The organism is Streptodolium elevatio, assembly GCF_053592165.1.
Map to the genome: position 1 here is coordinate 57,014 of NZ_JBSFVE010000018.1, position 12,507 is coordinate 69,520.

The 12,507-nt window shown below is 73.5% G+C and carries 7 protein-coding genes and 1 pseudogene; all 8 read left to right on the forward strand.

The genetic code is table 11. The annotated features are described in order from the left end of the window. Positions 1-1,372 precede the first annotated feature (1,372 nt). The gene (locus ACWD12_RS28895) at positions 1,373-3,157 is read left to right on the forward strand and encodes a peptidoglycan D,D-transpeptidase FtsI family protein (RefSeq protein WP_450102040.1); all 1,785 of its coding nucleotides are present in this window, start codon (positions 1,373-1,375) and stop codon (positions 3,155-3,157) included. A 35-nt stretch (positions 3,158-3,192) separates the two neighbouring features. Next, a pseudogene (locus tag ACWD12_RS28900) lies at positions 3,193-4,767 on the forward strand (UDP-N-acetylmuramoyl-L-alanyl-D-glutamate--2,6-diaminopimelate ligase); the annotation flags it as partial. Between the two features lie 353 nt (positions 4,768-5,120). Continuing rightward, entirely contained in the window at positions 5,121-6,614 is a 1,494-nt protein-coding gene (locus tag ACWD12_RS28905) for a UDP-N-acetylmuramoyl-tripeptide--D-alanyl-D-alanine ligase (RefSeq protein WP_450102041.1), read from the forward strand. Beyond that, the gene (gene mraY, locus ACWD12_RS28910; protein WP_358350613.1) at positions 6,611-7,675 is read left to right on the forward strand and encodes a phospho-N-acetylmuramoyl-pentapeptide-transferase; all 1,065 of its coding nucleotides are present in this window, start codon (positions 6,611-6,613) and stop codon (positions 7,673-7,675) included. Before ACWD12_RS28905 ends, mraY begins: the two co-directional genes overlap by 4 nt. Before the next feature lie 14 nt (positions 7,676-7,689). After that, positions 7,690-9,210, forward strand: a complete 1,521-nt coding sequence (murD, locus tag ACWD12_RS28915) for a UDP-N-acetylmuramoyl-L-alanine--D-glutamate ligase (RefSeq protein ID WP_450102042.1) — start codon at positions 7,690-7,692, stop codon at positions 9,208-9,210. Between the two features lie 14 nt (positions 9,211-9,224). Then, positions 9,225-10,553, forward strand: a complete 1,329-nt coding sequence (ftsW, locus tag ACWD12_RS28920) for a putative lipid II flippase FtsW (RefSeq protein WP_450102043.1) — start codon at positions 9,225-9,227, stop codon at positions 10,551-10,553. Positions 10,554-10,558: 5 nt separating this feature from the next. After that, positions 10,559-11,647, forward strand: coding sequence for an undecaprenyldiphospho-muramoylpentapeptide beta-N-acetylglucosaminyltransferase (gene murG, locus ACWD12_RS28925; protein WP_450102104.1), 1,089 nt, complete (start codon positions 10,559-10,561; stop codon positions 11,645-11,647). Between the two features lie 47 nt (positions 11,648-11,694). Next, positions 11,695-12,480: a cell division protein FtsQ/DivIB gene (locus ACWD12_RS28930; RefSeq protein ID WP_358350605.1), complete on the forward strand. Its 786-nt coding sequence runs from the start codon at positions 11,695-11,697 to the stop codon at positions 12,478-12,480. Positions 12,481-12,507 lie beyond the last annotated feature (27 nt).

Here is a 12,507-nt window from a genome sequence, read left to right on the forward strand (position 1 = left end):
CGGTGACGCGCGGGACGCGGAGCGCCGGCCGGACGGCACGCCGCGGCGTCCCGCCCGCCCCGCAGGCGGCCGCCCGGCGGCCTCCGGCGCGGGGGCGTGGGCGCGCCGCCTCCTCGGCGGCACCGACGGAACGGATCGCGGTGCCGAGAGGCGCGTGCGCGGCGGGCGACCGCTTCCGCGCGACGGCGCGTCCCGCGACGCGGGAGCCGCCGACGACCGTGACCGGCCCGGCACTTCGACGGACCGCCCATCGGATCTCCCGACGGACCGCGGCGGCGACCCACGCCGGGACGGGGACCCACGCCGGGACGGGGATCGCCGCGTCAGGCGACCGCGTCCCCGTGACGGGGAGCGCGGCGGGAGCACGAGCGGTCGCGGTGAGGGCGCCGAGCGACGCGAGAGCCGACGTGACGCGGGGGAGCGCGAGCCGCGTGGGGCATCGCCGGGCCGTCCGCGCCTGCCGGACGACCGGCGGGCCGGCGGTCGCGAGGGCCGTCCGGATGGGCGCGACGACCGTGCCCGGGTACGCCGTCCCGACGACCCCAGGCGCGCGGGCGGTTCCGACGCCGCGCGGGAGGACCGGCAGGCCGGCCAGGCGCGTGAGCCCGGCGCCCCCAGGCCGACACCAGGTGCCCGCGGCGCGAACGGCCGCGGTACGACCGGACGCGACGGGAACGGCGGTCCGGAGGAGCGGCGTTCGGGTGACCCGCGTCGCCGGTTTGCCCGCGACGGCCGCTCGAGCGGTCGCGGTGAGGGCGCCGACCGGCGCGAGGGCCGCCCTGGCGGTCCCCGGCGCGCACCGGAAGGCGGCCCCCCCGACGCAGGACGCACGGACGGCCGGCGGACCGGCAGCCGCGGCGAACCGCCTGTGCGCCGAGAGGACGGGCGCCCGGCCGACCCTCGCGCCGCCGACACCAACGACCTTGATCAGCACGGGCGTTCGATCGACCGTGAGCGCGCCCGGGCTGAGGACGCACGCCGTGCCCGCGACGGGCGGCCGGGTGACCCGCGTGGCCGCCGGTTCGCCGACGACGGGCGCGCGGGCGGGCCGCGTGGGCGCCGCCCCGCCGACGACCGCGGCTTCCGGCGTCCGCCCGGTGACCCCGCTCGCGCCGAAGGCGCTGCGCGCAGGCGTGTGGTGCGCGGTGACGGCTCTCCGGTCGCCCCCGACGGTCCCCGGCGGCCGAGGCTGCGCAGCGTCCCTCCGGCAACCCCTGACGGCCGCCCCCGCCGCGTCGTACGGCCCGGTGCCGTCGGCGCTGCCGGGGCCGGTGCCGAACGCCGTCCCCCGGTGCGGCGCGAAGTCCGCCGGGAAACTCTCCGGGAGTCGCAGCGCGATGTACCGCGCGAAGTCCGCCGCGGACCCGTCCGCGTGCGCACACTGCGCCTCGGCGACCCGAAACGGCGCCTGCGGTTCGGCCTGATCGGGCTCGGCGTCGTGCTCACCTTGTTTGTGGGCCGCATTGTCCAGTTGCAGGCGCTCGACGCCTCCGCGTACGCCGCGGACGCAAACAGCCTGCGCATGCAAACCGTTCGGTTGCCAGCCGATCGCGGAGCCATTGTGGACGCGAACGGCGTGACCCTCGCGTCATCGGTCGACGCGTACGACATCACCGCCGACCCGACCCAGGTCCAGCAGTACAACCCCACGGCAACGGCTCTCGCGCTCGCGCCGATCGTCGCCGGCGACCCCGTCAAAATCGAGGAACAACTGCGCACCCCGAAATCCCGCTACGTGGTCCTCGCCAAGCAGGTCGACCCCGCCGTGTGGACGAAGGTCAAGGAAGCGCAGAAGAAACTGTCCGACGAGAAGCGCGACGACCTCGTCGGCATTTACGCCAGCCCGCACAGCAAGCGCGTATATCCCGCGGGTTCGGTCGCCGCGAATCTCGTCGGATTCGTCAACGCCTCCGACAAGGGCGCCGGCGGCCTCGAACTCGCCCTCGACAAGCAGCTCGCCGGACGCGACGGCAGCGTGACGTACGAGAACTCGCTCGGCCGGCAGATTCCCACCGCCGGGAAGAAGGGCAAGGACGCCGTCTCCGGCGACACCGTGCAGCTGACCATAGACCGGAACATCCAGTGGTACGCCGAGCAGATGATCGCGCGGAAGGTCGCCGAAGCCGGCGCCGAGAGCGGCACCGTCGTCGTGCAGGACGTGAAGTCGGGCGAAGTCCTCGCGATGGCCACCGCCCCCGGATTCGACCCTAACAACCTCGGTGCCGCCAACGCCGCCGACATGGGCAACCGCCCGATGCAGGAGGCCTACGAGCCCGGCAGCACCAGCAAGGTCATGACCATGGCCGCGGTCATCCAGGAGGGCAAGGCCGGCCCCGAGACGCAGGTCGTCGTCCCCGGCACCCTGCCGCGCGCGGACCGGGTCTTCCACGACGACGTCGACCACGGCACCTGGTACCTGACGCTCAACGGCGTGCTGGCCAAGTCGAGCAACATCGGCACGATCCTCGCCGCCGAGAAGCTCGGGCCGAACCAGGCGGCCGCCAACGCGAAACTCGACGAGTACCTGCGCAAGTTCGGCATGGGCTCCAAGAGCGGGATCGGGTTCCCGGGCGAGACCGCGGGCCTGCTGCCGCCACCGCAGAAGTGGGACGGCGCGCAGCAGTACACGATCCCGTTCGGCCAGGGCCTCTCGCTCAACTCGCTGCAGGCCACGAGCGTGTTCCAGACCATCGCCAATGGCGGCGTACGCATCAACCCGACGCTCGTGAAGGGCACCACCGGTCCCGACGGCAAGGTCCGGCCCGCGCCCGCGCCCGGGCGTACCGAGGTCGTCAGCCCCGAGACCGCGCGGATGGTCGCCGACATGATGGAGTCCGTCGTCGCCGACGACGAGGGCACCGGCAACAAGGCGCAGATCCCCGGCTACCGCGTCGCCGGCAAGACCGGCACGGCCAACCGGGTGGACCCGAAGGTCGGCGGCTACAACGGCTACACCTCGTCGTTCATCGGCTTCGCACCCGCCGAGAACCCGCAGATCGTGGTGTCGGTGACCATCCAGGCACCGGTCAACGGCAAGTGGGGCGGCACCCTGTGCGCGCCCGTCTTCAAGGACGTCATGTCGTTCGCACTCCAGACCCGCAAGATCCCGCCCGCCGGCACGAAGTCGCCGGACATTCCCGTGGAGTGGAAGCCGTGACGGCTCCCGACGCCGCTCCCGGGGGCGCGCCCGGCGTGCTTCGACAGCCCGCAAAAGCAGGTAGCCTCACCGCCGTGCCCGATCGAGTTCTCCGCCGTCCCGCCCGTGTGCGCCCGCGACCGCTGTCCGGCCTGTACGACCTCCTGGGGGCGGCCGCCGGCCCGGCGGGGACGGCCGGGGAGACCGCACTCACCGGTGTGACGCACGACTCCCGTGCCGTACGCCCGGGCGACCTGTACGCGGCTCTGCCCGGCACCCGCGCGCACGGCGCCGAGTTTGCCGCGCAGGCGGCGGGCCTCGGCGCCGCGGCCGTGCTGACCGACCCGGACGGCGCCGACCGGGCCCGCGCGACCGGCCTGCCGGTGCTCGTGGTCGCCGACCCGCGCGCCCGGCTGGGCGAGGTGGCCGCATGGGTCTACGACCATCCGGGTGGCGCGCTGACCCTCTTCGGGGTCACCGGCACCAACGGCAAGACGACCACCGCCTACCTGCTCGACGGCGGCCTGCGCGCCGGCGGCCACACCACGGGCCTGATCGGCACGGTCGAGACCCGGATCGGCGACGCGGTGGTGGCCAGCTCCATGACGACGCCCGAGGCCCCCGACCTCCAGGCGCTGTTCGGGGTCATGGCGGAGAAGGGCGTGACCGCCGCGTCGATGGAGGTCTCCAGCCACGCTCTCGCGATGGGCCGCGTGGACGGCACGGTGTTCGACGTCGCGCTGTTCACCAACCTGACGCAGGACCACCTGGACTTCCACGGCACGATGGAGGAGTACTTCCGGGCGAAGGCCGACCTGTTCACGCCGCAGCGGGCGAAGGCGGGCGTGGTCGACGTCGACGACGCGTACGGCCGCCGCATCGCGGAGGCGCCCGCGATCCCGATCACGACGGTGTCCCCTTCCGGCACCCGCGACGCGGACTGGCGGGTCGAGGACACCGAGCTGGGCCCGGACGGCAGCCGCTTCCGCCTGGTCGGCCCGGACGGCGTGAAGGCGGATGCGTCGGTACGCCTCCCCGGCCCGTTCAACGTCGCCAACGCCGCGCTGGCGGTCGTCACCCTCGTCACCGCCGGGATCCCGCTGGACGTCGCGGTCGCCGGGGTCGCCGGCGTGCCCGGCGTGCCCGGCCGCATGGAACGCGTCGACGAGGACGCCCCGTTCACCGCCGTCGTCGACTTCGCGCACACGCCGGACGCCGTCGAGACGCTGCTCGGCGCGCTGCGCGAGGTCACCGCGAACCGGCTGTTCGCGGTGCTCGGCTGCGGCGGCGACCGGGACCGCGGCAAGCGTCCGCTGATGGGTGCGGCCGCCGTACGCCTCGCCGACGTCGCCGTCCTGACCAGCGACAACCCCCGTTCGGAGAACCCGCTGGCGATCCTCGGCGAGATGGTCGAGGGCGTCTCGGCGGTCGCCGAGCCGCACGGCGAACTCGTGGTCGAGCCGGACCGGGCCACCGCGATCGCGTGGGCCGTGGAGCACGCCGGCCCCGGCGACGTCGTGGTGGTCGCCGGCAAGGGCCACGAGCAGGGGCAGAAGATCGGCGACGAGGTGCGCCCGTTCGACGACCGCGTCGAACTGCGGGCGGCCCTGCGCCGCCGACTCGACCGCGACCGCGGCCCCCGGCCCGGCGGGAGCGTCCGCCCCGGCATCGGTCCCGCCGATCCTGCCGCTCCTTCCACCCCAGCTGACGGGGCGTCCGGAAGTGCCGCCTCCGGGGCGCCCGATCCGGCACCGGGGGCCGGTGGGAGGATCGACGCCGACCCGCCCGGCGAGGCCGCCCCGCGCAGCGAGGCACAGCCCGGCGGGGCCGCTCCGACCACCTACGCTCCGACCACCGACCCGGCCCCGACCGCCGGACGCACACCGCGCACCGATTCCGCCCCGACCACCGATCGCGCGGCGCACGCCGCCGCGGGCGACCGCGCCGTGGCGCCGTCTGTGTCGCCGCTTGAGGAGACCCAACAGTGATTGCCACGACACTCGCCGACGCCGCCGCGGCCGTCGGCGGGCGGCTTGCCGGGGGCGCGGACCCCGAGGCGCTGATCACCGCCGAGGTGGTCGTCGACTCGCGCCGGGTGACCCCCGGTTCGTTGTTCGCGGCGGTGGTCGGCGAGCACGCCGACGGCCACGATTTCGCCGAGGCCGCGGTGCGCGACGGTGCCGTCGCGGTGCTCGCGACCCGCGAGACCGGCGTGCCCTCGATCATCGTGGCGGAGACCGCGGGCGACACCGCGGCCGACGGGACCGGCGCGGTCGTCGAGGCGCTGGGACGCCTCGCCCGGCACGTCACCGACCGCCTGCCGCAGACCGCCGTGGTCGGCATCACCGGCTCGTCCGGCAAGACCAGCACCAAGGACCTGATCGCCCAGGTGATCGCGCACGCCGGCGAGACCATCGCGCCGCCCGGCTCGTTCAACAACGAGATCGGACTGCCGCTGACCGCGCTGTCCGCCGAACTGGCCACCCGTCACCTGGTCTTGGAGATGGGAGCGCGCGGGGTGGGCCACATCGCCTACCTGTGCGGCGTCGTACCGCCGCGCATCGGTGTCGTGCTCAACGTCGGGACCGCCCACCTGGGCGAGTTCGGCGACCGCGCGACGATCGCCAAGGCCAAGGGCGAACTCGTCGAGGCCCTGCCGGCCGACGGCGTCGCGGTGCTCAACGCCGACGACCCGCTGGTGCGCGCGATGGCCGAACGCACGCGCGCTCGCGTGGTGTTCTTCGGCGAAGGGGCGAGTGCGGACATCCGCGCCCAAGACGTACGACTCGACCCCGCCGGACGCGCCTCCTTCACACTCCGCACACCGGACGGCGATGCGCCGGTGATCTTGCGCCTGTACGGTGAGCACCACGTGGCCAACGCCCTCGCCTGCGCGGCGGTGGCACGCGAGTTGGGCATGGGCGTCGGCGAAATCGCGACCGCGCTCGGCGAGGCCGGATCGGTGTCGCGCTGGCGCATGGAAGTGACCGAGCGCGCCGACGGCGTGACGGTGGTCAACGACGCGTACAACGCCAACCCCGACTCGATGCGTGCCGCGCTCAAGGCGCTCGCGGCGATGGCGGGCGGCCGCCGCACATGGGCGGTGCTCGGGGAGATGCGCGAACTGGGGGACGCCTCGCTGGCCGAGCACGACGCGATCGGCCGCCTCGCGGTGCGGCTGAACATCGGCCGCCTGGTGGCGGTAGGGGGCAGGGAGGCCGCATGGATGGACATTGCGGCGAAGAACGAGGGTTCTTGGGGTGAGGAGTCGGTGTTGGTACCCGACACGCAGGCGGCCGTCGACCTGCTGCGGTCCGAGCTGCGCGCGGGCGACGTCGTGCTGGTGAAGGCGTCGCGCGGTGCGGCGCTGGAGCGCGTCGCCCTCGCCCTGCTGGACGACGGAGCGGACGGCGCGGGCGGGGCAGGCGGCACGGGCGGCGTGCACGACGCGGCGGCCGCCGGGGAGGTGCGCCGGTGAGGGCGGTTCTGCTCTCCGGTGGAATCGCCCTGGTGCTGTCGCTCATCGGCACACCGCTCGCGATTCGCATCCTGGTCAAGCGCGGCTACGGCCAGCTGATCCGGGACGACGGCCCGCAGGGCCACCACAGCAAGCGCGGCACCCCGACCATGGGCGGTGCGGTCATCATCCTGGCCGCGCTCCTGGGGTACGCGGGGGCCAAGGCCATCACCCTGGAACGGCCGACCGCGTCGGCGATCCTGGTGCTCTACCTGATGGCCGGCCTCGGACTCGTCGGCTTCGTCGACGACTTCATCAAGATCGTCAAGCAGCGCAGCCTGGGCCTGCGCGCCAAGGCCAAGCTCGCGGGCCAGTCGTTCGTCGGCATCTCGTTCGCGATCCTGGCCCTGCAGTTCCCCAACGACCGCGGCTTCGAGCCCGCGTCGACGAACCTGTCCTTCGTCACCGACACCGCGCTCGACCTGACGCCGGTGTTCTTCGTGGTGTGGGCGTACATCCTGATCGCCGGCCACTCGAACGGCGTCAACCTCACCGACGGCCTCGACGGACTCGCCACCGGCGCGTCGGTGATCGTGTTCGGCGCGTACACCTTCATCGGCGTGTGGCAGCACGGCCAGAGCTGCGCGTTCGAGGCGTCGGCCAGTGCCGCGTGCTACGACGTACGCGACCCGCTCGACCTCGCGATCGTGGCCGCCGCGATGATGGGCTCCTGCTTCGGCTTCCTGTGGTGGAACACCTCGCCCGCCAAGATCTTCATGGGCGACACCGGCTCCCTCGCCCTCGGCGGCGCGCTCGCGGGCCTGGCGATCTGCACCCAGACCGAGCTGTTGTCCGCGCTGCTGGGCGGCCTGTTCCTGATCATCTCGCTGTCCGTCATCATCCAGGTCGGCTTCTTCAAGATGACCGGCAAGCGTGTCTTCCGCATGGCTCCGCTGCAACACCACTTCGAGCTGAAAGGCTGGCCCGAAGTACTCATCGTCGTTCGCTTCTGGATCATCGCGGGCCTCTGCGTGATCCTCGGCATCGGCATCTTTTATGCGGGCTGGGTGACGGCCAAGTGACGGGTGACCGCCGGATGACAGACGAACGCCCCGTGCCGGGCCACCGTGCGACGGCGCCCGACCTCGGCGCGTTCGACCACCTGGACGCCCCGTGGGGCGAGCTGTCCGCCTGCGTCGTGGGCGCCGGGATCTCGGGCGCCTCGGCCGCCCGTGCGCTGCGCGAACTCGGCGCCCGGGTCGTGGTGGTGGACGGTGCGGACGACGAGCACGCGCGCTCCCGGGCCGCGGACCTGACCGCGATCGGCGCGACCGTGCGCCTCGGCGACGACACGACGTTGCCCGACGGCGTCGACGTCGTCGTGACGTCGCCCGGCATGCGCCCGGACGCGCCGCTGTTCGCCGCCGCCGCGAAGGCCGGGATCCCGGTGTGGGGCGACGTCGAACTCGCCTGGCGGGTGCGCCCCCGCGAAGGCGCCGCCCCCTGGCTCGCCATCACCGGCACCAACGGCAAGACCACCACCGTGCGCATGCTCGCGAGCATCCTGGCCGCGGCCGGGCTGCGCGCCGAGGCGGTCGGCAACGTCGGGACGCCGGTGCTGGACGCCGTGCTGGCCCGCGACGAGCGGGGCGGCCAGGCGTACGACGTCCTCGCCCTCGAACTGTCCAGCTTCCAGCTCCACTGGCTCAGCCCGTGGCAGGAGGGCTCCCGCGCCCCGCGCATGCGCGCCGCGGCCGTCCTCAACATCGCCCCGGACCACCTGGACTGGCACGGCTCCCCGGAGGCCTACGCCGCCGACAAGGGCCGGATCTTCGCCGGCGCGGAGGTCGCCTGCGTCTACAACCTCGCCGACCCCGCGACCGAGGAACTGGTCCGCGAGGCCGACGTCACCGAAGGCTGCCGGGCGATCGGCTTCGGCCTCGGCGCACCCGGCCCGAGCGGCTTCGGTGTCGTGGAGGACCTGCTCGTCGACCGGGCGTTCGTGGCCGACCCCCGCACGGAGGCCGCCGAACTGGCCCAGGTCGCCGACGTCGTGCCGGCCGCGCCGCACAACGTCGCCAACGCGCTGGCCGCCGCCGCGCTCGCCCGGGCGTACGGCGTCGATCCCGAGGCGGTGCGCGAGGGCCTGCGGGCCTTCCGCCCCGACGCGCACCGCATCGCCCACGTCGCCACCGTCGAGGACGTCACGTACATCGACGACTCCAAGGCCACCAACGGGCACGCGGCGGCCGCGTCGCTCGCGGCGTATCCGTCGACGGTGTGGATCGCGGGCGGCCTGGCCAAGGGCGCGTCCTTCGACGAACTCGTCGCGGGCGCCCGCGACCACCTGCGCGGCGTCGTGCTGCTGGGCGCCGACCGCGCTGTGATCCGCGACGCACTGGCGCGACACGCCCCCGATGTCCCGGTCTCCGAGGTCGACGCGACCGACACTGGGGCCATGGATCTCGTGGTGCGCAAGGCGGCGGAACTGGCCCGTCCGGGGGACACCGTGCTCCTCGCCCCGGCGTGTGCCTCGATGGACATGTTCAGCAACTACGGTGCGCGCGGCGACGCGTTCGCCGAGGCGGTGCACAGGCTCTCCGGCGACGTTTCCTGACGGGGCGGCCCACCATGCCCGGGGCGACGAAGGAGGCACGCAAGAGCGCGCAGAGGCCCGCCGCGTGGTGGGGGAGAGCGCGCGCGGCCGCCGCCGTGCCGGCCGCCCGCGGGTCCGGCAGCCGTGGACCGGAGCGGTCGCGGATGCGCGACATCCGGCAGGCCCTGGACCGGCCGCTCGCGTCGTACTACCTGCTGCTCGGCGCCGGGTTGCTGCTGTCGGTGCTCGGCCTGGTCATGGTGCTGTCCGCATCGCAGATCTTCTCGCGGGTCACGTACGGCGACTTCAGCGCGGTCTTCCTCAAGCAGGCGATCGCGATCGGCATCGGGCTGCCGCTGATGTGGCTGGGCGCGCGGCTGCCGGTGCGGGCGTACCGCATGCTCGCGTACCCGCTGCTGCTGGGCGCGATCGGTGCGCTGTGCCTGGTGCTGGTGCCCGGGATCGGCATGGAGGTCAACGGCAACCGCAACTGGATCGCGCTCGGCGGCGTGTTCCAGATCCAGCCGTCCGAGTTCGCCAAGCTCGGCCTCGTACTGTGGGGCGCCGACCTGCTCACCCGCAAGCAGCGGCTGCTCGGCCAGTGGCGGCACCTGTTCATCCCGCTGTTCCCCGGCGCGCTGCTGGTGCTCGGCCTGGTGATGATGGGCGGCGACATGGGCACCGCGATGATCATCACGGTGGTCGTGCTGGCACTGCTGTGGGTGGCCGGGGCGCCCGGCCGGCTGTTCGTCCTCGCGCTGGGTGCCGCGGCGCTGCTGACGACCGTCTTCGTGCTCATGAAGCCGCACCGGGCGGCCCGCTTCGGCTCGTTCCTCGACCCGTTCTCCGATCCCCAGGGTGAAACCCTCCAGGCCGCCCACGGCATCTACGCGCTGTCGACCGGCGGGTTGTTCGGCAGCGGAATCGGGACGAGCTATGAGAAATGGGGCACCCTTCCCGAAGCCCACACCGACTTCATCTTCGCCGTCATCGGCGAGGAACTGGGACTGGTGGGGACGCTGTCGGTACTCACCCTCTTCGCGGCCCTAGGCTATGCGGGTATCCGCGTCGCAGGCCGCACGAAGGACCCCTTCGTACGGCTTGCCGCGGGGGGCGCCACCGCGTGGATCACGGCCCAGGCCACGATCAACATCGGTGCGGTGCTCGGTCTCCTGCCGATCGCCGGTGTGCCCTTGCCGTTGGTGTCCTACGGAGGCTCCGCCTTGCTTCCGACCATGTTCGCCGTGGGAATGCTGCTCTCGTTCGCCCGTACCGAACCGGGAGCACAGAAGCAGCTCGCGGCCCAGGGTCCCGGGGCGGTCCGCCGTGCGTTCGCGCGGATCCTGCCGCGCAGGGAGCGGTGAAACAGGTGCATGTCGTCCTCGCCGGCGGTGGAACCGCCGGGCACATCGAGCCGGCCCTCGCCCTCGCTGATGCGTTGCGGCGCGAGAACCCCGATGTGGGCATCACCGCGCTGGGCACGTCCAAAGGCCTGGAGACGAAGCTCGTCCCGGCCCGCGGCTACGAGCTCGCGCTGATCCCGGCGGTCCCGTTGCCGCGCAAGCCAACCCCCGAGCTGATGACCGTCCCCGGTCGTCTGCGCGGCACGATCCGCGAGGCCGCCGCGGTGCTGGAGCGCACGCGCGCGTCGGTCGTGGTCGGCTTCGGCGGGTACGTCGCGCTGCCGGGATACCTCGCCGCCAAGCGCCAGGGCGTCCCGATCGTCGTGCACGAGGCCAACGCGCGGCCCGGCCTGGCCAACAAGATCGGGGCGCGCTACACGCAGTTCGTCGCGGTCAGCACCCCGGACAGCAAGCTGCGCAACGCCCGCTACATCGGCATCCCGCTGCGCCGCGCGATCTCCACGCTCGACCGCGAGGCAGAGCGCGAGAAGGCCCGTGCCGCGTTCGGGCTCGACCCGATGCGTCCGACGCTGCTGGTGTTCGGCGGGTCGCAGGGCGCGCGGCGGCTCAACGAGACGCTGTCCGCGACCGCCGAGCAGCTGCTCGCGTCCGGCGTGCAGGTGCTGCACGCGGCGGGGCCGAACAACGAGCTGACGATCACACCGCCGCCCGGCGCGCCGCCGTACGTCGTGCTGCCGTACGTGGAGAGGATGGACCTCGCGTACGCCGCGGCCGACATGGTGTTGTGCCGCGCGGGCGCGATGACCTGCGCCGAGCTGTCGGCCGTCGGGCTGCCCGCAGCCTACGTGCCGCTGCCGATCGGCAACGGCGAACAGCGGCTGAACGCCCAGCCCGTGGTCAAGGCGGGCGGCGGCCTCCTGGTCGACGACGCCGACCTGACCCCGGAGTGGATCACCGCGAACGTGCTGCCGGTGCTCACCGACCCAGGGCGCCTGTACACCATGGGGCGCGCGGCGGCCGAGTTCGGCCGCCGGGACGCCGACGAGACTCTGGTGCGCATGGTGCACGAAGCGATCGCGGCGGCGCGTACCTGACATTCGCGCGCAGTCGAGGAGACCCAGCCCGAGGAGACACGCAGGACGTGAGGGACCGTCAGGCCACGGTGGAACGACCGGGACGGCAGCGGGCGCCCGGTGCCGCCCGGCCGCCCCGGCCCGCCGGGCCGGGCAAGTCCCGCACGGGGCGCCGGTGGACGAACCTCAGGCCGGCGATCGTCATCATCGTCGTGCTCGTGCTCGCGGGCGGTGTGTGGGGCACCGTCATGTACTCGCCGCTGTTCGACACCGAGAAGGTGTCGGTCCGCGGCACGGCGGTGCTCACCCCGGCGCAGATCACCGACGCGGCAAAGGTCCCGGTCGGCAAGCCGCTCGCGCGTGTCGACCTGGGCGCGATCGAGCGGCGGGTCGCGGCGCTTCCGCGCGTCGCGTCGGTGAGCGTGACGCGCGACTGGCCGCACACCGTCAAGATCCGGGTGACGGAACGTCAAGTCGCCGCGGTGATGCCGGATTCCGGGCGTTTCGCGGAAATCGACAAAACCGGCGTACGGTTCGGTACGGTGGACGCGGTGCCGCAAGGGGTACCGGTGATCAAGGCGGATCCCGCCACCGTGGACGACAGGACACTGCGCGGGGTCGTGGAGGTCATCGGCGCGCTGCCGCCCACCGTCGCCCCCCGGGTCCGCGACATCACCGCGCGGACGAGGGACGACATCGTCATGACCCTGGACGACGGGGTCCTGGTGATGTGGGGCGGCGCGGGGGACTCCCCGCGCAAGGCCGAGGTGCTGGTCGCCCTGATGAAGCTCAAGGCGAAGGTGTACGACGTCAGCGTCCCCGAGGCGCCTGCGACTCGGAACACCCCGCTGTAAGGGTCCGTTCGGGGGTCGGCGGCAGGT